The organism is Streptomyces sp. NPDC020747 (assembly GCF_044334695.1).
In the GTDB taxonomy this organism is placed as follows: Bacteria; Actinomycetota; Actinomycetes; order Streptomycetales; family Streptomycetaceae; genus Streptomyces.
The window spans coordinates 18,811-42,339 of sequence record NZ_JBIRTJ010000007.1 but is presented as its reverse complement, the minus strand read 5'-3'; the positions used below and the strand labels follow the sequence as shown (position 1 = coordinate 42,339).

The 23,529-nt window shown below is 70.2% G+C and carries 17 protein-coding genes and 1 pseudogene; 8 read left to right on the top strand and 10 right to left on the bottom strand.

The window, feature by feature from the left end:
* Positions 1 to 78 precede the first annotated feature (78 nt).
* Positions 79 to 2,148, top strand: coding sequence for a bifunctional glycosyltransferase 87/phosphatase PAP2 family protein (locus tag ACH4YP_RS19675; RefSeq protein WP_398491449.1), 2,070 nt, complete (start codon positions 79 to 81; stop codon positions 2,146 to 2,148).
* Here the strand turns inward: ACH4YP_RS19675 and ACH4YP_RS19670 are convergent.
* Positions 2,102 to 3,757, bottom strand: coding sequence for a hypothetical protein (locus ACH4YP_RS19670; protein ID WP_398491447.1), 1,656 nt, complete (start codon positions 3,755 to 3,757; stop codon positions 2,102 to 2,104). The two genes, ACH4YP_RS19675 and ACH4YP_RS19670, sit on opposite strands and share 47 nt — an antisense overlap.
* 175 nt (positions 3,758 to 3,932) lie before the next feature.
* Positions 3,933 to 5,177: a cytochrome P450 gene (locus ACH4YP_RS19665; protein WP_361056069.1), complete on the bottom strand. Its 1,245-nt coding sequence runs from the start codon at positions 5,175 to 5,177 to the stop codon at positions 3,933 to 3,935.
* Positions 5,178 to 5,478: 301 nt separating this feature from the next.
* Here ACH4YP_RS19665 and ACH4YP_RS19660 point away from each other — a divergent pair, with 301 nt between their 5' ends.
* A complete protein-coding gene (locus tag ACH4YP_RS19660; RefSeq protein WP_398491445.1) occupies positions 5,479 to 6,648 on the top strand; it encodes a steroid 3-ketoacyl-CoA thiolase in 1,170 nt (389 codons plus the stop codon).
* Here ACH4YP_RS19660 and ACH4YP_RS19655 read toward each other — a convergent pair.
* Together ACH4YP_RS19655 and ACH4YP_RS19650 are read right to left on the bottom strand one after the other, a co-directional pair.
* The gene (locus ACH4YP_RS19655) at positions 6,636 to 6,920 is read right to left on the bottom strand and encodes a DUF397 domain-containing protein (protein WP_398491443.1); all 285 of its coding nucleotides are present in this window, start codon (positions 6,918 to 6,920) and stop codon (positions 6,636 to 6,638) included. The genes ACH4YP_RS19660 and ACH4YP_RS19655 overlap by 13 nt on opposite strands.
* On the bottom strand, positions 6,880 to 7,728 hold the full coding sequence (locus tag ACH4YP_RS19650) for a helix-turn-helix transcriptional regulator (protein WP_398491441.1): 849 nt from the start codon (positions 7,726 to 7,728) through the stop codon (positions 6,880 to 6,882). The genes ACH4YP_RS19655 and ACH4YP_RS19650 overlap by 41 nt, the downstream gene beginning before the upstream one ends.
* A 152-nt stretch (positions 7,729 to 7,880) precedes the next feature.
* Here ACH4YP_RS19650 and ACH4YP_RS19645 point away from each other — a divergent pair, with 152 nt between their 5' ends.
* The 5 genes from ACH4YP_RS19645 (at position 7,881) to ACH4YP_RS19625 (ending at position 15,151) form a co-directional block, all read left to right on the top strand.
* The gene (locus tag ACH4YP_RS19645; RefSeq protein WP_398491439.1) at positions 7,881 to 8,279 is read left to right on the top strand and encodes an ATP-binding protein; all 399 of its coding nucleotides are present in this window, start codon (positions 7,881 to 7,883) and stop codon (positions 8,277 to 8,279) included.
* Between the two features lie 1,258 nt (positions 8,280 to 9,537).
* Positions 9,538 to 10,635, top strand: a complete 1,098-nt coding sequence (locus ACH4YP_RS19640) for a UDP-glucuronic acid decarboxylase family protein (RefSeq protein ID WP_361056055.1) — start codon at positions 9,538 to 9,540, stop codon at positions 10,633 to 10,635.
* Between the two features lie 94 nt (positions 10,636 to 10,729).
* Positions 10,730 to 12,619, top strand: coding sequence for a glycosyltransferase family 2 protein (locus ACH4YP_RS19635; RefSeq protein ID WP_361056052.1), 1,890 nt, complete (start codon positions 10,730 to 10,732; stop codon positions 12,617 to 12,619).
* A 34-nt stretch (positions 12,620 to 12,653) separates the two neighbouring features.
* A complete protein-coding gene (gene galE, locus ACH4YP_RS19630) occupies positions 12,654 to 13,739 on the top strand; it encodes a UDP-glucose 4-epimerase GalE (RefSeq protein WP_361056049.1) in 1,086 nt (361 codons plus the stop codon).
* A complete protein-coding gene (locus ACH4YP_RS19625) occupies positions 13,730 to 15,151 on the top strand; it encodes a UDP-glucose/GDP-mannose dehydrogenase family protein (protein WP_361056046.1) in 1,422 nt (473 codons plus the stop codon). The genes galE and ACH4YP_RS19625 overlap by 10 nt, the downstream gene beginning before the upstream one ends.
* Before the next feature lie 220 nt (positions 15,152 to 15,371).
* On the opposite strand, the gene ACH4YP_RS19620 is transcribed toward ACH4YP_RS19625, so the two are convergent.
* Positions 15,372 to 16,997, bottom strand: a complete 1,626-nt coding sequence (locus ACH4YP_RS19620) for a right-handed parallel beta-helix repeat-containing protein (RefSeq protein WP_398491437.1) — start codon at positions 16,995 to 16,997, stop codon at positions 15,372 to 15,374.
* A gap of 595 nt (positions 16,998 to 17,592) precedes the next feature.
* Here ACH4YP_RS19620 and ACH4YP_RS19615 point away from each other — a divergent pair.
* A pseudogene (locus ACH4YP_RS19615) lies at positions 17,593 to 17,685 on the top strand (hypothetical protein); the annotation flags it as partial.
* Between the two features lie 138 nt (positions 17,686 to 17,823).
* On the opposite strand, the gene ACH4YP_RS19610 reads toward ACH4YP_RS19615, so the two are convergent.
* The 5 genes from ACH4YP_RS19610 to ACH4YP_RS19590 form a co-directional block, all read right to left on the bottom strand.
* Entirely contained in the window at positions 17,824 to 18,546 is a 723-nt protein-coding gene (locus ACH4YP_RS19610; protein ID WP_361056040.1) for a YoaK family protein, read from the bottom strand.
* 299 nt (positions 18,547 to 18,845) lie between these two features.
* Positions 18,846 to 19,271, bottom strand: a complete 426-nt coding sequence (locus tag ACH4YP_RS19605; RefSeq protein WP_361056037.1) for a transglycosylase SLT domain-containing protein — start codon at positions 19,269 to 19,271, stop codon at positions 18,846 to 18,848.
* A 333-nt stretch (positions 19,272 to 19,604) separates the two neighbouring features.
* Positions 19,605 to 20,546, bottom strand: a complete 942-nt coding sequence (locus tag ACH4YP_RS19600) for an ECF transporter S component (protein WP_398491434.1) — start codon at positions 20,544 to 20,546, stop codon at positions 19,605 to 19,607.
* Positions 20,543 to 22,339: an ABC transporter ATP-binding protein gene (locus tag ACH4YP_RS19595; protein WP_398491432.1), complete on the bottom strand. Its 1,797-nt coding sequence runs from the start codon at positions 22,337 to 22,339 to the stop codon at positions 20,543 to 20,545. Before ACH4YP_RS19595 ends, ACH4YP_RS19600 begins: the two co-directional genes overlap by 4 nt.
* Entirely contained in the window at positions 22,336 to 23,529 is a 1,194-nt protein-coding gene (locus tag ACH4YP_RS19590) for an energy-coupling factor transporter transmembrane component T (protein ID WP_398491431.1), read from the bottom strand. Before ACH4YP_RS19590 ends, ACH4YP_RS19595 begins: the two co-directional genes overlap by 4 nt.

The following is a 23,529-nucleotide window of genomic DNA, read 5'->3' as shown; positions in this document are numbered from 1 at the left end:
TTAGGATCCGAACAGGAAACAGACGCACCCAGACCCATGGGACACCGGGGACGAACGGGGCGGGAGGGCCGACGGCGCGTGGCGAATGCGGAGCACGGTGGACGACCAGGAGATGCCTTCGGGGCGGCGGCGCCCGGGACGGCGAAGGCACGGCTGGGACTGGTCCGCGCGGGCCTCTGGCTGATCGCCGCGGTCCTGGCCGTACGGCAGCTCGCCGTCGTCCTGGGCACGCCGAAAGGCGAACGGCTGACGGACCTGGAGACCTGGGTCGGACCCGACGGCGTGCTCCATGTGAAGGGGTCGCTGTACGACTCCACCCAGTTCACGGGCACACCGTTCGCCGGGCTCGTCCTCAAGCCACTCACCCGTGCGGCCGAACAGGCCCTGGGCTGGGGCTGGACCTTCGGCACGCTGCTGCTGGTCGTCGCCCTCGGCCTGGTCGCCGCCCGCGCCCTGCCACAACCCGTGAGCCGCCGTACGGCGTTGCTGGCCGCGCCCGTCGCGATCAGCCTGCTGATGCTGTCGCTGCCCGTGCGCAACACGCTGTATCTCGGCCAGACCAGCATCATTCCCGTACTGCTCGTGCTCCTCGGCTGTTTCGCGGTGCGCGGGGAACGGGCGAGCGGGGTGCTGATCGGGCTCGCGGCGGCCCTCCAGCCGACCGTGCTCCTCTTCGCGCCGCTCCTGTGGTTCACCGGCCGCCGCCGGGCCGCCGCCTCCACCGGGATCGCCTTCGCCGCGGGCACCGCGCTCGCGTGGGCGGCGATGCCGCACGACTCGTACACGTACTGGGTGCACCACCTGGCCGGAGTCGGGCTGGGGCGGCCCGCCGACGATCTCGCCAACCAGTCGCTGCACGGCGCGTTGCTGCGGCTCGGCCTCGAAGGCCCGCTGGAGATCGGGCTGTTCCTGGCGCTGGGCGCGGCCGTCGCCGTCCTCGGCCTGCGCCGCGCCGTGCGCTACGCCCGCGACGGGCAGTTGCTGCTCGCGGTCGCGATCACCGGCTGTGTCGCCGTCGCCGTGTCGCCCACCACCTGGCAGCACCAGCTGCTGTGGGTGCTGCTCGCGCTGGTCGGCCGGGTCGGCAAGAAGGCCGGCGACCGGTACGTATGGCCCGTCGCCGTCATCCTGGTGATGACGCTCCCGGCGAAGATGATGCTGCCGAACATGGCGTCCCTCTACCCGCTGCGTGACAACGTCGTCCTGCTGGCCGCCCTCGCCGCGGCCACCGTGGTTCCGTTTCTGTCCCGTACGTCGGAGTACTACCGCTCGCCCATCCCGACCGAGTACGCGCGGCCGGTGCCCACGCGCTGGAAGCACGTACCCCTGCTGCCGTTCCTGCGCCGGGTCCTCACCCGCCCGAACCTGCTGCTCGAACTGCTCCTGATCCGCGTCGGCTACTCCGCGTACCAGCAGGTCAGGCTCGCGGCGACCGGCGGTACCAACGCGGGGGGCCGGGCCGTCGCGGAGGAGAACGGCGAGCAGATCCACGCGATCGAGAAGTTCCTGCACATCGACGTCGAGCACTGGGTCAACCACGCGGTGGTGGACGTCCCGTGGCTGCAGGGCTTCTTCGACTTCTACTACACGTCGTTCCACTTCGTGGTGCCGCTGAGCGTCCTCGGTGTCCTCTACGTCCGCCGCCCGGCCGAGTACCGCTGGGCCCGCGCGGCGCTCGGCTTCGCCACGCTGTTCGCGCTCGTCGGCTTCTGGCTCTACCCGCTGGCCCCGCCGCGGCTGATGCCGGGCCTCGGTTTCATCGACACCGTGCACGGTGTGCAGGACTTCTCCCAGCCGGACTACGGGACGCTGACCGCGCTCACCAACCAGTACGCGGCGATGCCCTCGCTGCACTTCGGCTGGTCGCTGTGGTGCGGGCTCGTCATCGCGATCCTCGCCCCGAAGTGGTGGATGAAGGCACTCGGCCTGCTGCACCCGCTGTTCACGGTCTCCGCGATCGTGGCGACCGCCAACCACTGGGTCCTGGACGCGGCGGGCGGCGCGGCCGTCGTCGGCGCGGGCTTCGCCCTGACCTACCTCCTCCAGGGACCGCGCCCGCGACCGCTCACGAAATCGGCGGAGGCGGCGGAGGGGACGGACGTCAGCATCGCGGAGCCGGTCCCGGCGAAGGGCCGTACCCCGAGCTGATCCTGTACTCGCCCGGCTCGGTCACCGTCAGACGCGTGAACTCGCCCGCCTTCTCCAGGCAGCCGCCCTCGGCGTACAGCCAGGGCGAGAAGGCGACCCGCACGGTCACCGAGCCGGCCCGCGGGACGTGCACGAGGACCGCGGCGCTGTCGGCCCGCACGACGGTGGCGGGCCTCGACACCAGGGGCACCGCCCCGCGCACGCGGTAGACCCGCCAGTTCACGTCCCGCCACACCGGCTCCAGCCATTCTGTGCCCCGCGCGACCAGACGTGCCTCGTCCTCCGCGAAGCCGTCCGGCTTCCCCGAGGGCAGTACGACGAAGCCGACCGCCCACCGGTCGAGCCAGCCGCGGTACGTCGTCTCCGAGAAGGTCCCGTCGTAGAAGAGCCGGCCCCGTTCCATGTCCAACTGCCGGTTCCAGCCGCGCGCCAGGTTCACGTGCGGGGCCAGCGCGGTGGCCTCGCGGTGGTTGCGGGCCGGGACCACCTCGACGCGCGTACGGTCGGCGCCGAGCCGGTCCAGGGCCTCCACGACGCTGGTGGTGTCGTGGGCCCAGGCCGGTACCACCGTCGACACCTGCAGATCGTCGACCGTCTTCTTGCCCACCCACCCCACGGAGAAGACCAGCGCCATGGCGAGAGCGACACGTCTGTGCCTGCCGCCTCTGCGGGGCGCCCCGGCCGGTGTCGAGGTGGCCGGCACCGCCAGCAGCGCGGCCAACAGGGCGGCCGGTGCGAACAGTTCGGCCAGCCGCTCCACGTTCGTGCCGACCGGTGAGGGGATCAGATACGTGAGGACCGTCCCGGCCGCGTACACGACGGCGCCCCAGCGCAGTACCCGCCAGCCGCGCGGCGCGAGGGTCAGCACGACGAGGCCGATCACGACGGGCGGCCAGATCCGGGCCGCCGGCATCAACTGCTCGCCGGTGAACGGGAACAGCAGGCTGGTCGCGCCCACCACCACGACCGGCGGGACGATCAGCGTGGCGGCCCGCACCCGGTCCCGTACGAGGGCGTGACCCGTGCCCGCCACGACCAGGAACAGTCCGGCCACCGGGCTCGCCATGGCCGCCAGCGCCGCGTACGCCACCGCGAGCGGCAGGCGGCGCTCCCGGGTCAGCAGCACACAGGCCGCGAGCCCGAACGCGACACCGAGGGCGAAGGTGGTGCGCCCCGACGCGACGTTGCACCACAGCGCGAGCGACGCGAGCAGCGCCGGGCCGAGCGGCCGGCGGATCCCCGTACGGACGATGAGGACCGAGGCCAGCCAGGCGGCGAGGAGCCCGGCCGCGACGGTGACCGTGCGCACGCCGAAGGCGGCCATCAGATAGGGCGAGATCAGGCTGTAGTTGGCGGTGTGCATCCCGCCGTACCAGAACAGGCTGTACGCCGAACCGCCGTGCCGGGACGCGAACTCGGCCCAGGCCTCCTGTGCCGCGAGATCACCGCCGCCGGTGGCGAGGAACAGCCACCACACCACGTACAGCGGCACGGTCGGCAGGGTGGCGAGGAGGGGGACGCGGTACCGCCTCCAAACCGGGCGGAGGTCCCGCTTCCGGGAGGTGGCCGCGTCCTCCGGCCGGACGAGGGACAGTTCGGCTGGGACCACGGCTCGGCTTTTCCGTTCGAAGTCTTCGAAGGTGTCAGTTGGCTGTGCCATCCGTGAAGACGCGTAACGGCGGGGAAACGTTTACAGCATTTCGGGCGTACTGGGACCCGGGGGAGGCAGGGGCGGAGCGTAGGGGGGGATGCCCCTGCTTCCCTCGAAGCGGGTCACCGGCGGCTCAACCGGCGTTGACCTGCAGTTCCTTGACGCCGTTGATCCAGGCCGAGCGCAGTCGGCGCGGGTCGCCGACCAGCCGGAGGCCGGGCATCGCGTCGGCTATCGCGTTGAAGATCAGGTCGATCTCCAGGGTGGCCAGCGACTTGCCGAGGCAGAAGTGCGGGCCGCCGCCCCCGAAGCCGAGGTGCGGGTTCGGGTCGCGGGTGATGTCGAAGACCTCCGGTGAGTCGAAGACCTCCGGGTCGTTGTTGGCGGAGGAGTAGAAGATGCCGACGCGGTCGCCCTTCTTGATCTGCTTGCCGCCCAGTTCGGTGTCCTGGGTCGCCGTGCGCTGGAAGGAGACGACGGGTGTCGCCCAGCGGACGATCTCCTCGGCGGCGGTCGCCGGGCGCTCCCGCTTGTAGAGGTCCCACTGGTCGGCGTGGGTGAGGAAGGCGTGCATGCCGTGGGTGATGGCGTTACGGGTCGTCTCGTTGCCCGCGACGGCCAGCATCAGTACGAAGAAGCCGAACTCGTCCGAGCCGAGGTTGCCCTCGTCCTCGGCGGCGACCAGGGTGCTGACGATGTCCTTGGCCGGGCACTGCTTGCGGTCGGCGGACATGTTCATCGCGTAGGCGAGGATCTCGGTGGCCGCCTCCTGGCCGACCTCCTCGGTGATCGCGTACTCCGGGTCGTCGTAGGCGATCATCTTGTTGGACCAGTCGAAGATCTTGGCGCGGTCCTCCTGCGGGATGCCGATCAGCTCGGCTATCGCCTGGAGGGGCAGTTCGCAGGCGACCTCGGTCACGAAGTCGAAGGAACCGCCGGGGCCCGCGTTCGCGAGGGCCGTCTCCATGATCCGGCCCGCGCGGCCGCGCAGGTTGTCCTCCAGCGCGCGGATGGCCCGCGGGGTGAAGCCGCGCTGGACGATCTGGCGGACCCGGGTGTGCTCGGGCGGGTCCATGTTCAGCAGGATCAGCCGCTGGGCGTCGATCGCGTCGCGTTCGATGTGCTCGTTGAAGCGGATGATCGCGGTGTTGACGGTGGAGGAGTACAACTCCGGGTGCGTGGATACGTACTTGACGTCGGCGTGCCGGGTGACGGCCCAGTAGCCCTCGTCCCCGAAGCCGGCGAGATTGGGCGGCTGTGGGATCCAACGGACCGGTTCGGTCCGACGCAGCTCGGCGAACTCCGGGAAGGGCACGCGCTGGTGCAGCACGTCGGGGTCGGTGAAATCGAACCCGTCGGGCATCGCTGGACAGGTCATCGGCAACTCCAGGTCGTGCGACGGTCGGGTTCTGGCCGTGCGACGGTCGTGTTCTGACGGTCCATCAGGCGCCGGGAATTGCCGTGAAGGTAGTAACGGGTTCTACAAGTGGCAAGAGGTGCGACGAACCGAATTGCGTGCGGGAGTCGTGCAGATCGCGACTTCGGGAGCTGCACGACCCTTGCGGTGACGGACGCAGGGTCAGCAGACTGCACTCAGAACTAGAACGCGTACTAGTTCAGCGTGGCGGGTGGGCCGGGACGCCCGCGCCGCGCGGGTGACCCGAGGAGAGGAACTCCCCATGGCCGCGGAACCCGTGATCGTAGAAGCCGTGCGCACCCCCATCGGCAGGCGCGGCGGCGCGCTCGCCAATCTGCATCCCGCCTACCTGCTGGGCGAAACCTATCGAGAACTCCTCGGCCGTACGGGGATCCAGGCGGACTGCGTCGAGCAGGTCGTCGGTGGAGCGGTCACCCACGCCGGCGAGCAGTCGGGCAACCCCGCCCGTACGTCATGGCTCGCGATGGGGCTGCCGTACGAGACGGCGGCCACGACCGTGAACGCGCAGTGCGGATCCTCGCAGCAGGCCTCCCACATGGTCGCCAACATGGTCGCGGCGGGCGTCATCGACGTCGGGATCAGCTGTGGCGTCGAGGTCATGTCCCGAGTGCCGCTCGGGGCCGCCTCCAAGCACGGCCCGGGGAAGCCGACCCCGGACGAGTGGAACGTCGACCTTCCCAACCAGTTCGAGGCGGCCGAGCGGATCGCTCGTCATCGGGGTCTGACCAGGGAGAACGTCGACTCGCTGGGGCTGCTCTCGCAGGAGCGGGCCGCGGCGGCATGGGCGGAGGAGCGCTTCAAGCGGGAGACGTTCTCCGTTCAGGTGCCCACGACCGAGGACGAGCAGCGGGCCGGGCAGGGCATGTGGCGCCTGGTCGACCGCGACGAGGGGCTGCGCGACACGTCCATGGAGGCGTTGGCCCGGCTGAAGCCGGTGATGCCGACGGCGGTCCACACGGCGGGCAACTCGTCGCAGATCTCCGACGGGGCGTCTGCCCTCATGTGGGCGTCCAAGCGGATGGCGCGGGCGCTGAAGCTCCGGCCGCGGGCACGGATCGTCGCCCAGGCGCTGGTCGGCTCCGACCCGCACTTCCACCTCGACGGCCCGATCGACGCGACGAAGGCGGTCCTCGGTAAGGCCGGGATGTCCCTCAAGGACATCGACGTCATCGAGGTCAACGAGGCCTTCGCGTCAGTGGTGTTGAGCTGGGCGCAGGTCTTCGAACAGGACATGGAGAAGGTGAACGTGAACGGGGGCGCGATCGCGCTCGGGCACCCTGTGGGCGCCACGGGGGCACGGCTGATCACGACGGCGTTGCATGAACTGGAGCGCCGGGACAAGGAGTTCGCGCTCATCACGATGTGCGCGGGCGGTGCGCTGGCGACCGGGACGATCATTCAGCGGCTGTGAGCCACTGCCGTTGTCGTCCAGTTGAGGAACGTGGTGAAGGTGGCGGGGTCGAGGGTGAGGGTCGGCCCCGCCGGGTTCTTTGAGTCGCGGACGGCGATGGTGGCGGGGGCTTCGGCGACCTCGACGCAGTCGCCGCCCTGGTCACCGCTGTACGTCGACTTGCGCCACGTGAGGAGGCCCAGCGGTGCGCACTCCACGCAGGAGCCGCCCTGGTCGCCGCTGTAGCTGGACTTACGCCACTGGATCCCCGTCGGCATCGCGTTGCTCTCCATAGCGTTCCTCCATCACCCGCCGGATCAGCTCCGCCGAATCCCTGAGGGAGAGGGCGGCGGCCTGAAGATGATCGTAACGGAGCGAACAGTCCTTGACGGTGTCCGGGTTGGCGGTCGGATGCCCGGTGCCGTAGCCCTCCGTATAGACGATGTCCGGGTCGCTCGCGAAGCGGAAGAGGTCGAATGAGCCTTGCAGCCCCGCGTGTGCTCCGGCTGTGAACGGCAGCACCTGGATGTTGATTCGGGGGTTGCGCTCGAAATTCAACAGGTGGGCCAGTTGACCTCCCATGGCCTCCGGACCGCCGATCTTCTGGTAGAGGGCGGCCTCGCTGACGACCGCCCACAGGACCGGCGGCTCGCTCTTCTCGAAGATGCGCTGGCGGGCGAGCCGTACGGAGGTGCGGTCGTCGAGTTCGGTCTGGTCCAGCGTGCCGAGCACGGCGCGCGCGTACGCCTCGGTCTGGAGAAGACCGTGAACCAAGTGCGTGTGGAAGGTGCACATCTCTGCGGCCCGCGCTTCCAACTCCGCCACCTGTTGGAACCAGGCCGGAAGTTGACTACGCAATACCAGTGCGACGAGCCGCGACAGCAACCCGCCCGTCCCCAGCGCCGCGTCCACCCGCTCGCTGAACTCCTGCGTGGGCAGCTTGCGGGCCGTTTCGATCTGGCCGACCAGCGAACCCGTGTAGTTGACGATGTCGCCGAGCTGTTTCTGGGTGAGTTCGGCGGCCTCTCGGTGCCGTCGCAACTCGAACCCGTAGTAGTCGAGCGGTGATGCGCCCGGGTCGAGAACGTTGATGTGGGTCACGTACGGACCTCTCTCGCACGATGTGCAACTCGGTCCACCGCTGGACCAGTTGTATCCGTTCCGTAGCCGAGGGTAGTCAAGTGAGGTCAGCCTTGTGGCGTGAACTACTACATTCCCCCATCCTCGCGGGCCCCCGCACCACGCAGTACCGCATGCGCCTCACCGTGGGCGAGCACTCGCCTCAGTACGTCCGCCGCATCGTCCGCTCGTACCTGCGCGAGTGGGAGATGGCCGAGCTGACCGACGCCGTGGAACTGGGCGTGACCGAGCTGCTCGCCAACGTCGTACGTCATGTCCCGGACCGGCGTTGCGCGTTCCTGCTGCTGAGGCAGGTGGCGGGGGTCCGGGTGGAGGTGGCGGACGGGTCGGCTCGACTGCCGCTTCTCTCAGCCGAGTTTTCGGCCGAGTCGGAGAGCGGGCGCGGGCTCGTCCTGTTGGAGGCGATGGTCGGCAAGTGGGGTGTGGAGCCTGGTCCCGGCGTCGGCAAGACCGTCTGGTTCGAATGCGGGGCCGACCCCCTCCCTCTGGGTCCGGACCTCGCGGGTCGTTGATTCGTATGGTGTGACCGGTCGGGGGGTGTCCCGGGCCGGGGGCTAGGCGTTGGGTGCGGTGCGTCGAAGGCTTCCCGGTCCCCGCGGCCACGGCCTGAGCGTCAGCGTTTGAAGTGGCGGTGACGTCCGCGGTGGAGAAGCGTCCGGGCGCTCGGCCTGTCGTTTCCGAGTTCACTCGTCGGCTGGATCTGGCCGGGATCGTCGATGAGGTGTGAACAGGCGGGAGCGTTCACCGCTCTTGTGGCAAACCGCGCCCGCCACGGAGACTCGTCCCCGGTTCGAGCCAGGCACCCGCACGACCGGCGTCTGTCCGCGCGGGGCCCACGTGTGCCCCTTCGCCTGGCGCTCCCCGCCCCGGAGTTCGCGCGCGACATCCGTGGTCTTCTCGCCGCGCGCGAGGGAAGCGCAATGTGTGCTCCGAGTGGGGCCTGTACCGCCGCGCGGACGTGTGCGCGGGCGGCGGGGACGACCCGTACTACGTCGGTCGGATGGTCGAGCACTTCTCCCGGGGCGGGGTCCGTACCAGTCGTACTTCGACCACGACCGGGGCGGCGGGGCGGTGCCGCGGCTCGTGGGGCGAGGGGAGGCCGACATTGGGCGCGGGCCAGGTTCCAGGGGGCGGTGCCCGGGCGTATGCCGTCAGCCGGCCGTCGGCACGGTGACGCCCGAACGTCCCTCGTCCTCCCGGCCATGGCCCCGGTCGGCCCGCGAGGACGGCGTGGCCGACCCTTCGCCGTGGCGGGCGATGACGTCCGGGTCCGAGTAGGCGTGCCCCCGTGGGGCCACGACGCTGCCACGGAGACAGGCGGCGAACCCCCGGGGGACATCGGACGACGGATTCCGTCGCCGCGGTGGGCGAATTTTCCCTGCGGAGCCCGAGACATGGCCGCACCGTGCGAGAAGTCAGCGCACCACCTCCCCGCGCAAATCGAACTCACGCACCCAGAACGCTCTTCCAAATAACCCCGACCGGGCATACGCGGCCCGACTCACACCTGCGTGTGACCCTGCCGGATTACGCCGTTCGGAAGCGAGATTAGCCCCGCACGGGCCGGTGACCCCGTACCCGTCCCCGCGTGACCCCCGCCGAACAGCCCAGTCGCCGAATTTCCTCCGCAAAAATAACTACATATGCCCATACTCTCCTCCTACGTTTTCCGAGAGCGCTCCGTTTGTCGGCTCGTCCAGTCATCTGCCATTCGTCTGTCCGTACGAGCGGGGCGTGAGGCCATTTCGCTTCTCATTCATGGAGAAACACATGCGCGTTGCCGTGACCGGTGGCGGTGGATTCCTTGGGTCACACCTGTGCGAGGCGCTCTTGCGGCGCGGCGACTCGGTGGTGTGCCTGGACAACTTCTCGACGGGCGATCCCGCGAACATCGCACACCTCCTGTCCAACCCGGCCTTCGACTTCCAGCACGCCGACGTGAGCGTGTCCGTGGAGGTCGCCGGCCGCGTCGACGCCGTCGCCCACCTGGCGTCCCCCGCCTCCCCGCCCGACTACCTGCGACAGCCGCTGGAGACCCTCGCGGTCGGCAGCCGTGGCACCGAGAACGCTCTGCGCCTGGCGCTACGTCATGACGCCCGCTTCATCCTCGCGTCGACGAGCGAGATCTACGGCGATCCCCTGGTCCACCCACAGGAGGAGACGTACTGGGGCAACGTCAACTCCATCGGTCCGCGGAGCGTCTACGACGAGGCGAAACGATACGCCGAGGCGGTCTCAGCCGCGTATCGCCGCACGCACTGCCTCAACGTCGGCATCGCACGGATCTTCAACACCTACGGCCCGCGGATGCGCCCACACGACGGCCGTGTGGTGTCCAGCTTCATCACCCAAGCTCTGACCGGTGAACCCCTCACCATCTACGGCGACGGCATGCAGACCCGCAGCTTCTGCTTCGTCGACGACCTGATCCGTGGTCTCGTCGCCCTCCTCGACTCGCCCGAGATGGGTCCGTTCAACCTCGGTAACCCGGTTGAGCGCACCGTCTCCGAGCTCGCCGAGATCGTGCTGGCGCTGACCGGCTCGTCCTCCGAGGTGAAGTATCACCCGCTGCCGGTCGACGACCCGGTCCGCCGCCGCCCAGTGATCACCCACGCGCGCGACGTGCTGGGATGGGAGCCCGTGGTCGACATCACCGAGGGCCTGCACCGGACCGTCGCGTACTTCGGCGCCCGCCCGGACCGGCTCAACGTGTCGGCCGCGGCGATCCGCGGCGGCCAGAACGAGACGGTCCCGTTGGCCGCAGTGACGACTGCGGCGGACGCGCCGCAGACGATCCCTCCCCCGACGGCCGCCCCCATCGGCGTGGCGGCCACCAGCGCACCCGAACCGTCCGCGTCGGGAGGCTGACTCCCGCGCCGCGGCCGGACGATGCCCCGGCCCCGCCGCGCCACTCCCCCTCCCCCCACGGCCCGCTGTCGCACCACCTGGAGAACCTGCTGCCATGACGTCCTTGGAGCAAGGTCCCGCCCATGGGACCGGCACCGTCAAGGAACCACCGCTCCTCTCCCCGGCTCCCGGATCACCGGAGGAGTGGCATGCGCTGGGAGAGGAGATCCGAGCCCTGTCGAACGGCGGGGTGGCCTCCATCGGCCCGGACGGACCCGTCCTCGCGATGCCGCCGCGCCGGCCCCCCGCCCTCCCCTCCAGTTTCGTGCGGGCGTTCTCGCGCTTCGACCGCTACTTGGTCGTGCTGCTGTCCCTCGGCTGGGCGGCCTGCCTGGTCTGGTTCTGGGTCTGGTGGTTCCAGCCGTCCCACCGCATCGGCTGGCTGGGCATGGTCATCAACAGCGCTCTCCTGCTGTACCTCACCTACCTGCCGGTGCACTTCCTCGTCGCGCTGATTCGTATGCGTCGCTTCGACCCGGCCGTCCAGGTGCCTGCGCTCCGCACCGCGTTCGTGGTGACCCGTGCTCCGTCCGAGGGCTGGGACATCGCCCGCGCCACCCTGGAGGCGATGCTCGACCAGGACTTCCCGCACGCCTACGACGTATGGCTGTGCGACGAGGACCCCACCGAGGAGATCGTCGACTGGTGCCGGGCACACGGTGTCAGCGTCTCCTGCCGGAGAGGCCGTATCGACTACCACCGGGCCGACTGGCCTCGGCGCACGCGGTGCAAGGAGGGCAACCTTGCCTTCTTCTACGACCACTGGGGCTACGCCCAGTACGACGTGGTCGCCCAGCTCGACTGCGACCACGTCCCGGGCCCCCAGTACCTCGCCGAGGTCGTCCGCCCGTTCGCCGACCCGGCCATCGGCTACGTTGCGGCTCCCAGCGTCTGCGACTCCAACGCCGACGAGTCCTGGGCGGCCCGCGGCCGACTGCAGCGCGAGGCAATGTTCCACGGGCCCGTACAACTGGGCCACTCCGCCGGACTCGCCCCCGTGTGCATCGGCTCGCACTACGCCGTCCGCACCCAGGCGCTGCAGGACATCGGCGGTCTCGGCCCGGAGCTCGCCGAGGACTTCTCGACCAGCTTCCTGCTCTGCTCGGCCGGCTGGCAGGGCGCGTTCGCGATCGACGCCGAGGCGCACGGCGAGGGCCCTCTCACCTTCGGCGCGATGATCACCCAGGAGTTCCAGTGGTCCCGCAGCCTGGCCGTGATGCTCCTGGGAATGCTGCCGCGCCACCTGAGCCGGATGCCCCTCGTACTTCGGATCCGTTTCGCCGCGGCGCTGATGTACTACCCGCTCCTCGCCATGGCCACCATCATGGGCGTCCTGCTGCCGCCGATCGCAGCGATCACCGGCGCTCCCTGGATCAAGGTCAACTACTTCGAGTTCCTGGGGCACTTCTGGAGCATGTCCGTCTGGCTGATCCTGCTGACACTGCTCTGTCGCCGACGCGGTCTGCTGCGTCCCAAGGACTCCCCGATCTTCAGTTGGGAGATCTGGCTCTTCGCTCTCTCCCGCTGGCCCTACGTGGCGTGGGGCGTGCTGGCCGCAGTGACGCAGAAGCTGCGACCCCGTCAGATCACCTTCAAGGTCACGCCGAAGAAGCGCGACAGCCTGGAGCCGCTTCCGCTGCGCGCCGTCGCCCCGTACCTGCTGATCACTACGTTCCTGTCGAGCTCGGCTCTGGTCGGCCAGTTCACCGGCCCGGCCGTCGGCTACGTCTTCCTCTGCATCCTCGGTTCCGCCTCGTACACCGCCGTGACGCTCGCTATCGGCGGGCTGCACATCAAGGAGACGGCACGCGCGACCGGTGTCTCCGCCTTCAGCGCGCTGCGCACGGCCACGCTTCCGCTCGCCGGCGGCCTGCTGTCCCTGCTTCCCCTGGTGCTCGCCGTCGCCGTCTTCCCCACCTACCTCACCGGCTTCTACGCCTGGTGACGGCCACCTCGGCCGATCGAGAAATGAGGTTCCCGTGCCCCAAACGGTCCTGGTCACCGGCGGCGCCGGTTTCATCGGAAGCCACACCTGTGTCGAGCTCATCCGCTCCGGCCACGAGGTCGTCGTCCTCGACGACCACTCCAACAGCACTCCCGAAGCCTTCGAACGCGTCGCGAAGATCGCGGGCCGCCCGATCGCCGCGACCCACATCGCGGACGTGCGTGACCGACGGTCCCTGGACGCCGTCTTCACGAGCCACCCCATCGACGCGGTGATCCACTTCGCCGCGAAGAAGGCCGTCGGCGAGTCGGTACAGATCCCGCTCGCGTACTACGACATCAACGTCGGCGGCACCACGGCCCTGGTCTCGGCCATGCACGACCACGGGGTGCACCGGCTGGTGTTCTCGTCCTCCTGCTCGATCTACGGGGACGCGACGACCGTCCCGCTGACCGAGGACTCACCGGCCGCGCCGACCAACCCCTACGCCACCACCAAGTGGACATGCGAGCAGGTCCTCACGGACTTGTGCCGGCACGTGCCCGAACTACGGGTGTTGGCGCTGCGATACTTCAACCCGGCCGGCGCCCACCCCACCGGGCTGCTCGGCGAGGACCCTCGCGGTGTGCCGAACAACATCATGCCGTTCCTCACCCAGATCGCCGTGGGCCGCCGCGACGAGCTGAGCGTCTTCGGCGACGACTACCCGACGCCCGACGGCACCGGGGTGCGCGACTACATCCACGTCGTCGACGTCGCCGAGGGACACCGCGCGGCCCTCGACCACATCGACGACGAACCCGGCATGCGGGTCTTCAACCTCGGCACCGGGCGCGGCGCGTCCGTCCTGGAGCTCCTGCGCACGTTCGAGGAGGTGTCGGGGCAGCCGATCCCGCACCGCATCACCGAGCGGCGGCCCGGCGATGTCGCGGAACTCGTCGCCGATCCGGCGAAGGTGGCAGGGGCCTGGGGCTGGAGCGCGCGCCGCGACCTGGCCGCGATGTGCCGCGACGCGTGGAACTTCCAGCAGCAGAACCCGTACGGCTACGCCCCTGACACGGCCCGCCCCCCATTTTCCAGCTCCACCACGCCCAGACAGGAGATCAGCGCATGCGGTTGACCGTCATCGGTACGGGATATCTCGGAGCTGTGCACGCCGCGTGTATGGCCGGCATCGGACACGACGTCCTCGGGGTCGACGTCGACGCCGAGAAGATCACGGCCCTCGCCGAAGGCCGACCCCCCTTCTATGAACCGGGTTTCGACGATGTTCTGACCCAGGCGCTCGCCTCCGGACGCCTTCGCTTCAGCACCAGCCTGCGCGATGCGGCGTTGCACGGCGAGGTCCACTTCATCTGCGTGGGCACCCCCCAGCAGGCCGGCTCCCAGGCGGCCGACCTACGCTACGTGAACGCCGTCGTCGAGGGGCTCGCCCCACACCTGCCCGCGTCGTGTCTGGTGGTCGGCAAATCCACCGTCCCGGTGGGCACGACCGAGCGACTGGCCACCCTCATCGCAGGTCTCGCGCCGGTCGGGGTGCGGGCGGAAGTGGCATGGAACCCCGAGTTCCTGCGCGAGGGCTTCGCGGTCGAGGACACGCTGCGGCCGGACCGGCTCGTCGCGGGCGTGACCAGCCCGGAGGCCGACGAGACACTGTGCCGGGTGTACGCCCCGATGCTGGAGGCGGGAGTCCCGTACATCAGCACCGACCCGAACACGGCCGAGCTGGTGAAGGTCGCGGCCAACTCCTTCCTCGCCACGAAGATCTCCTTCATCAACGCGATGGCCGAGGTCTGCGACGCCGCGGGCGCGGACGTGGTCACCCTCGCCGACGCCCTCGGCCACGACGCCCGGATCGGCCGGCGATTCCTGAACGCCGGTCTGGGCTTCGGCGGCGGCTGCCTGCCCAAGGACATCCGGGCGTTCATCGCCCGCGCGCAGGAACTGGGCGTCGGTTCGGCGGTAGCGTTCCTCGACCAGGTCGACGAGATCAACGAACGCCAGCGGACCCGTACCGTCGCGCTCGCCCGCCAGATGGTCGGCGGCGATCTGACCGGCCGCCGGGTGGCCGTCCTGGGCGCCACGTTCAAGCCGAACAGCGACGACGTGCGCGACTCGCCGGCTTTGGCGGTCGCGACGGCGCTGCACCGCCAGGGCTCCGACGTCCGGGTCCACGACCCGGAGGGCACCGCGAACGCGCGCCTCGCCCACCCGGAGCTGCGCTACAGCTCGGACCTGGTAACGGCCTGCCAGGGCGCGGAGATCGTCCTCCACCTCACCGAATGGGGCCAGTACCGCGATGTGGACCCGGTCAAGCTGGCGCGCGTGGTTCGCAAGCCGGTCCTCGTCGACGGGCGGAACGCGCTCCCGCACGACACGTGGCGGGCCGCAGGCTGGATGGTCAGGGCACTGGGGCGCCCCGCGTCGACCGCTCGGGCCGGGGAGCCGCTGCGGGCCACGATCGCGTCCATGGCCGCCGAGCCGGACCGCACGGCGGCCATGGCCACGGCACTGCCGACCGGCAAGGAATAGACCCGCCTTTGGCATTGCCCTGTACTCATGGTCCTCGACCGTGAGTACAGGGCAGAGCCATGCCATGCCCGGCACCAGCTCCAGTCGGCGCGGTGAGCCGGTTCTCCGACGGGTGTCGGAACACCTCTGGTAGACGGAGATGTCGCCGATGCCGTCGGCGGTCCACACGCGGAGGGGGGCCGCCCGACCCGGTCGGCTCTCGGCGGTCGCGGTGCTCGACTCAGCCGACGGTGGGCGTCTGCGCGGCCCCGGCCGTCAGCGACTGCGGGACCCGGTTGCCGAAGTAGTCGACAGGGCCCACATCGACGCCCAACGCCTGCGGGTCCAGGCCGACGGGTACCTGGTCCTTGCAGTGCGGCACCAGGTTCCGGGCGACGGCCCCGTCGGTGACCGGGGCGGCCAGACCGGCCAGGCACGGGTCATCCCTGGAGCCGGTCGGCTCGCCGTCGAGCATTTCCTGGCGGGAAGCGGTGCGCCAGGCGCCCAGCTTCGTGAAGCGCTGGGTGCCCCACTTCAGCGACCAACGGCCCGTGCTGTAGTAGTCGTTGCCCCGGAGCCGAAGCGTGCGGGGGCCGTACGACGACTGGGCCGCGACCAGGGGGCCGCCATCGGTGGCGAAGATGTTGTTGTGGACCCGCACGCCACGCATGCCGTCGTGCAGCCGCAGCGCCGGAGGCCGGTTCCCCGCGGCCTTCGCGGAGACCAGGCCGCCCGTCCGCATCACGACCGTGTTGTGGTAGATGTCAAGGTTCCTCATGCGGGTGCCGTAGGCGACGATGCCGCCGTACTCGGGCAGCTTCCGCGCGTCGTCCCAGCTCATGTTGAAGCGGACGACGTTGTTCTTGTGGGCGCCGGTGGGCTTGCCGGAGTAGACGAGGAAGCCCGGCCCGTCGTTGCCGTACGCGAGGTTGTACTGCATGACCGAGAACGAAACGTTGTTGTCGAGGCCGAATCCGCCGCCGTCGACCCGTGAGCCGGTGCGGTTGCGGTACGACCTGTTGTTCTGCAGCACCACGCGAGTGGAGTCGTACACCCAGATGCCCTCGGGACCCTCCTCGGCGCGGGCCGCGGACCTTGAGCCGTTGTCGTGGGCCACCGAGCGCATCACCGTCGCGTCGCGGACGCTGCCGAGCACGACGCCGCTGCCGGTGTTGCGCTTGTCGCTGTCCGGGTCGCCGGCGTTGGAGTACGCCTTGACCCGATCGATCCGGAGTCCGGCGTGCGCGTAGGCCGGGTGGTCGGCCTCGAACTCGGGCCCGTAGAAGACGAGTCCGCCCTCAAGGTTGTGATGCACGGACACGTCCGTGATCCGCACGTCGCTGTAGCCCTCGACGGCGTCCTTCTCCGCGCCGATGCTGATCCCGTTCTGGAAGCCTGTGGCCTCCACGTTCGTGATCCTGACGTGATCGAGTCGCCGGACGCCAGGGAGCCTGTTGCGGAAGGCGATCCCGACCCCTTCTCGCAGCGCCTTGCGGTCGCCGACCAGCGAGACGTTCCTGATCTCCACGCCGGCGGTGTCGTGCACGGTGATGCCGGACGTGCCGCGCGGCGCGATCGTGGCTCGGCCGGTGCCGTACGACTCGACCACGACCGGCTCCGTCGAGCTGCCCGCCTCGCCCTCCTCCAGGGTGACGCTGCCCCGGAACCGCTCGCCGCCCTTGAGCCGGAGCCGGTCACCGGGCTGGAAGTGCACGCCGTTCGCATGGTCGAGGGTCCGCCAGGGCTTCTCCGGCGACATGCCGTCGTTCTCGTCGTCGCCGTCGGCGCTCACGTAGAAGCTGTACGGACCGCCATTGGCGGGGCGGGCCGGCCGGTAGACACCCTGCACGTCGCACCCTGTCAGCATCAGAAGCACTGCGGCCGAGATTCCGGCGGCGGTCCTCGTCGTCCGGTTCCGCTTCACCGCGTTCAAGCGCACCCCCTGGGGACGTTGCGCGTCACATCAAGCGCACAACGCAACAGACTGCCAGAAAGGGTGCATACGAAACGCCGATGGCAGCGCGGCATCCGAGTCACGTGTGCGCCTCCATCCGCGGCGGTGTTTCACTCGCCCGGCGACCCGGCGACAGGTGGGCACCCCACTCAGGGGCCACACCTATCCTGTTACGTCGGTGGCGTGCGCCCTGCTGGCCGGCGAACCCGTCGCCGTCACTGGTTCGTTCGATACGGTCAGGGGGCTGGGACCTGGCCATTCGTCAGGCCTTCGGCCGGCCCGTGATCGGGTATACCCACAGGATCGACGCCATGGAACGTGCCGTGGTCGACGGCGGCCCGTCTTCGCGACCGCCTCCAGCGACACCACGGTGCGAGTGTGGGACCTCACGACGGGACCGGCGGTGGGGTGCACCGTCCTGGACGGTCGTCCGGTCGTCGTCAGCAGCTCAGAGGATGAGACCGTGCGGATCTGGGATCTGAGAACGGGGCAGGCGGTGGGGCAGCCGATGACCGGTCACACCGAATTGGTGTCGGCGATGGTGTGCGCCGAGTTGGACGGGCGCCCGGTGGTGGGCACCGGCTCGGGAGACAAGACCGTACGGATCTGGGACCTCGAAAGCCGCGGTGCCGTCTGTGTCATACCGGTGCCCCGGCCCTGCGAAGCTCTGGCGGTCGACGACAGCGGCCTCCTGGCCTGCTCACTCAGCAGTGACGTAGCCGTCTTCAGTCGAGCCCCCTCACTCCCGCCCCGAAGCCGTAACCGCCAGCACCCCCACCACCCCCGCAGCGACCAGCAACGGAATGCCCAGGCCATGGTGGAGTACCAGCCATGCGCCGAGCAGTGCGCCCGCGAGCATCGCGATCACCGATGCCGTGCGGCGTGGGGAGTGGTGGGCGGTGCCGCCCGCGGCGCGGGAGTCGCTCGCGAGGCCGGTCAGGGTCATCGTCAGGACGGTGGTCGTCAGGTCGGGCACGCCCAGCTTGCGTACGGTCGCGTTGCGCAGGCCCATCGCGAAGGCCGTCACCGCGATGAGGGTGTAGACCGTGGCGGTCGCGTCGGGCGCGGCGAAGGCGACCACTGAGGCCGCGCCGACCAGTACCGCCTCGGCGGCCAGCGTGAGGCGGGCCCAGGTCCGGCGCGAGCCTTTGCCCAGGCGTACCGCGATGCGCCCGCCCGCGACCGCGCCCACCAGGAAGGCGACCAGCGACGTCAGCGTGTGCGACACCGAGAAGCCGGGTGCACCGGCGGCGGCGAAGCCCAGCACGACCACGTTGCCGGTCATGTTCGCCGTGAAGACGTGCTCAAGGCCGAGGTAGCTCACCGCGTCGATCAGCCCGCTGACCACGGTCAGGGCCAGCAGCACGGGCACGAGTCGCAGTCCGCGTGCCTCGCGATCGGGATCGGGGGTGGGGTCGGGTGCGGGGTCGGACGTTCGCGTGTCCGTCCTCTTGTCCGCCATTCCATCCGCCATTCCATCCGTCTTCCCGTCCGCCGTCCCGTCCGTCTTTCCTGGCTCCCCTGTGTCCCCCGTCTTCTCTGTCTCTTCGGAACTCATGGGGCCTCCGGTCGGCGGGCGGGCTCGGTGCGGTGGAGCGCGGTCAAGTCCACCACGGAGGCCTGTCGAGAGTCCGTATGTGCCGCACCGGAACATGGCGAAGGCGGCGGCCCCGGGGATCGGGGGCCGCCGCCTTCGCGTACGGGGGTGCGCCTGGGTGGGACTGGATGTGCCTGGGCGCGCGTGGGTGTCTTGCGGGCCGGTCAGTACCAGCCGTTGGCCTGCCAGAAGTTCCAGGCGCCGGTCGGGCTGCCGTAGCGGTCGTTCATGTAGTCGAGGCCCCACTTGATCTGGGTCTTCGGGTTCGTCTTCCAGTCGGAACCGGCGGAGGCCATCTTCGAGGCCGGCAGGGCCTGGACCAGGCCGTAGGCGCCGGAGGAGGAGTTGGTGGCGGTGACCTTCCAGCCGCTCTCGTGCTCGACGATCTTGCTGAACGCCTTGTACTGCGAGTCGTTCGGGATCATCTTCCGCGCGATCTCCTTGGCCGAGGTCGAGGAGGCCTTGGTGGGGGCCGCGGCCTGGGCGGGGCCCGCCGCGAACACCATGCCGGCGGTGGCAGCGGCCACGGCGACACCGGTGAGGGCCTTCTTCGGAGTGGCGATGCGGCGGATGCGGGTGGAGATGAACACAGAGAACCTTTTCCTTCGGGGACATGGCGGTCGCTCGTACGCCGTGACCCGTAAGGCCCTGGCATGCGTCGGCGCCGAGGCCCGGGTGGGCTCGTCGGCGCCTTGCGACTCCTCCAGAGAAACAGGCTCGGAGGCCGTCCGCAATGACCCTTTTTGCTAGTTGTGGTCGTATCCGCCGCAAAAGGCCCTTCTGTGACGTGGCTCTCAATCCGCAGGTCAGAGGCGATAAAGGCGTGGGCATGACAGGAAGAATGATCTACGACCGCGCTTAGTAAGTGACCTAGGTCCTGTGGGCCGCCTCACGGCGGGTGTGACCGGCAGTGGTTGAAGCGTCTACGGTGTGCGGCCGGACGGTGTGACCCGCGCCGCACCGAGCGGGTCCTCGAAGGTGACCGACGTCTCGAAGGCCGCCCTCCGCGTGGCCCGTCGGAGCGCTTTGAGGACGGTCGCGCCGAGCGTGAGGGTCAGGACGACGGTCACGACGGCCCGGCCCAGGTCCCAGCCGAGCGAGGTGGCCAGACAGTACGCGACGAAACGGGCCAGGTTGGCGTCCACGTCGGCGTGCGGGTCGAAGGCCACGTTCGACGACAGCGCGTCCATGAAGGGCCAGCCCGCCAGGTTCATGAACGTGCCGTACGCGAAGGCCGCGACGAACCCGTACAGGGCGAGCATCGACAGCTCACCCCGGCCGCGCAGCCGGTCCGGGCCCGGCAGCAGGCCCGCGCCCATCGTGAACCAGCCCATGGACAGCATCTGGAACGGCATCCACGGCCCGACCCCGCCCGTGAGCAGCGCCGACGCGAACATCGTGACCGCCCCGAGCACGAACCCGAAGCCCGGTCCTAGGACCCTCCCGCTCAGCACCATCAGGAAGAACATCGGCTCGATACCGGCGGTTCCGGCTCCGATCGGCCGCAGCGCGGCCCCCGTCGCGGCGAGCACGCCGAGCATGGCCACGGCCTTGGGGCCGAGCCCCGACTCGGAGATCGCCGCCCCGACGACCCCGACCAACAGCACCAGCAGCCCCGCGAACAGCCAGGGCGCGTCCTTGGAGTGGGCACTCACCTGTGACGTGGGCCCACTGAAGAACGGCCAGGTGAGCGCGGCCAGACCGACGAGGCTGACGAGGAGGAGGGCGGCGAGGGATCGGAGGCCCAGGCGGATGGGGCGGGCTTGGCGTTGGGGGAGGGGGCGAGGGAGGGGGCGAGGTTCGGGGCGGAGGTGGGGTTCGGGGCGAGGGTGAGGTTCGGGGCGGGGGTGCGACTTCTCGTTCATGAGCCCGGCTCACTCTCCCCTTCGGTCGCGCGGAGCGCCTCCCGTACCTGCGGGACCGTCAGCCATTTCTGCGGGGCGAGGATCTTGGTGACCTGCGGAGCGAAGGACGGGGAGGCCACGACGACCTCGGCCGTCGGGCCGTCCGCGACGGGTTCGCCGTCCGCGAGGATGACGACCCGGTGGGAGAGCTCGGCGGCCAGCTCGACGTCGTGGGTGGCCAGCACGATGGCGTGGCCCTCGGCCGCCAGCCCCCGCAGGACGGTGACCAGGCGGGACTTCGCCGCGTAGTCGAGGCCGCGGGTCGGCTCGTCGAGCAGGAGCAGGGGCGGACGGGCCGTCAGTACGACCGCCAGGGCGAGCGCGAGCCGCTGGCCCTCCGAGAGGTCCCGCGGATGCGTGTCGTCCGCGATGCCCGGGAGCAGCTCGGACACCAGGGTCCGGCAGGTGCCCGGTTCCGCCCCCGCGTCGGAGTCCGCGGCCGTGCACTCCCCGGCCACCGTGTCGGCGTACAGCAGGTCGCGGGGCTCCTGCGGTACGAGGCCGACGTGGCGGATGAGTTCACGGGGCGCCGTGCGATGCGGCTCGACGCCGCCCACCCGCACAGATCCCGACGCCGGTGCGACCAGGCCTACGAGCGCGGAGAGCAGCGTCGACTTGCCGGCGCCGTTGCGGCCCATGAGAGCGACGGTCTCGCCGGGGCCGACGCTGAGCGTGACGGAGTGGAGCACCTCGGTACGGCCGCGGCGGACGGAGAGGTTCTCAACCAGCGTTGTGGGATGGGGAGTTGGGGTTGAGGGTGGAGCTTCGGTTGAGGGCGTGGGCTCGGGGGTGCGCTTGCGGAAGAGGCGGGGGCGGGGGCGTTGGGCGGGCGCCGGGGTGGCTTCTGTTGGGAGCTGGGGTGCAGTGGTGTTCGCGTCCGGGGTGGCCGTGCTCGTCGTGCTCGTCGTGCCCGCCGTGTTCGCCGGTTCGTACGTGGTGTTCTCCAGCCGTTCCCGGAGTGCGCCCGCCCGTCGGCGGGCGTCCCGGACCGTCAGCGGCAGGGGTGACCAACCGGCGAGCCTGCCCAGTGCCACCACCGGCGGGTACACCGGGGAGACGGCCATGACCTCGGACGGTGTGCCCAGCACGAGAGGGGCGCCGGGGGTGGGGAGGAGGGCGACCTGGTCGGCGTACTGGATGACGCGTTCCAGGCGGTGCTCGGCCATGAGGACCGTCGTGCCGAGGTCGTGGACGAGGCGCTGGAGGACGGCGAGTACCTCCTCCGCGGCGGCCGGGTCGAGGGCCGAGGTCGGTTCGTCGAGGACCAGGACCCTGGGGTGCGGGGTGAGGACCGAGCCGATCGCGACGCGCTGCTGCTGGCCGCCGGAGAGCGTGGAGATGGGACGGTCGCGCAGGTCGGCGAGGCCGAGCAGGTCGAGCGTCTCCTCCACGCGGCGGCGCATCACGTCGGGGGCGAGGCCCAACGACTCCATTCCGTAGGCGAGTTCGTCCTCGACCGTGTCCGTCACGAAGTGCGACAGCGGGTCCTGGCCCACCGTGCCGACCACGTCCGCGAGTTCGCGCGGTTTGTGGGTTCGTGTGTCGCGGCCCGCCACCGTCACTCGGCCGCGCAGGGTGCCGCCCGTGAAGTGCGGGACCAGTCCGTTCACCGCGCCGAGCAGCGTCGACTTGCCGACGCCGGACGGTCCGACCAGCAGCATCAACTCACCTTCGGGGACAGTGAGTTCGATGCCCTGGACGGTCGGCCCTGCCGCTCCGTCGTATGTCACGGAGACATTCTCGAAGCGGATCATGAGGGTTCCTTGCGGGTGTTCTCGGGGGCGGGGGTGACGAAGGCGGGGAGCAGGCCGAGCAGGATCGCTGCCGCGGGCCACAGGGGGAGTGCCGGTGCCGTCAGCGGGACGACACCGGGGTGCAGGGCCGCGTAGTTGGCGGGGGTGCAGGAGGCGTAGAGGATCAGCAGCGTCGCGACCGCCGCGCCGGACGCGGCGACCAGCCACGCGCGTACGCCCCACGCGTCCGGCCGGTAGCGGGTGCGCAGCGAGCGGCGACCGCCGAGCCACAGGCCGGCGAGGGCCGCGGCGAGTCCGGCGAGCAGTACGGGCAGGCCGTAGCCGCCGCCTTCCGCCGTGAGCAGGCCGTACGTTCCGGCGCAGACCCCGACCAGGCCGCCGAGGGTGAGTACGGCGGTGGTGCGGCGGACGGTTCGGGGTACGTCCGCCGTGCGGCCGTAGCCGCGGGCGTCCATCGCCGCCGCCAGGGAGACGGAACGCTCCAACGCGCCCTCCAGGACCGGGAGTCCGACCTGGAGCAGGCCGCGCAGACCCTTGTCCGGACGTCCGCGGAGGCGCCGGGCGGCGCGCAGGCGCTGGACGTCCGCGATCAGGTTCGGCGCGAAGGTGAGGGCCACCACTACGGCAACTCCCGCTTCGTACAAGGCTCCTGGGAGGGATTTGAGGAGGCGGGCCGGGTTCGCGAGGGCGTTCGCCGCGCCTACGCAGATGAGGAGCGTGGCGAGTTTCAGGCCGTCGTAGAGAGCGAAGACCAGGCCTTCCGCGGTGACTCGGCCGCCGATGCGGATGCCCTCCGCCCAGTCTGGGAGGGGGAGTTCGGGGAGGGTGAGGAGGGTGTGGGTGCCGGGGATGGGGGAGCCGAGGACGACTGCGAAGGCGAGGCGGATGACCAGGACGGCGAGGGCGAGCTTCACGAACGCGCCGTAGGAGCGGGCCCAGGGGGCCTCTGTTCGGCGGGCCGCCACGACGTAGCCGGCTACGCCGATCAGGAGGGCCAGGAGGAGGGGGTTCGTGGTGCGGGATGCGGCTGTTCCCAGGCCCAGGGCCCAGAGCCACCAGGCGCCGGGGTGGATTGCGTTGGTTCTGGTTGCCTGGGGGGCGGTGAGTTGGTGTTGAACTTTTCTGGCCAGGGCGCCCGGTGTCGTGGGCACAGTGGTGGTCTGAGGCTTGTCGTCGTTGGTGGCGGTCAT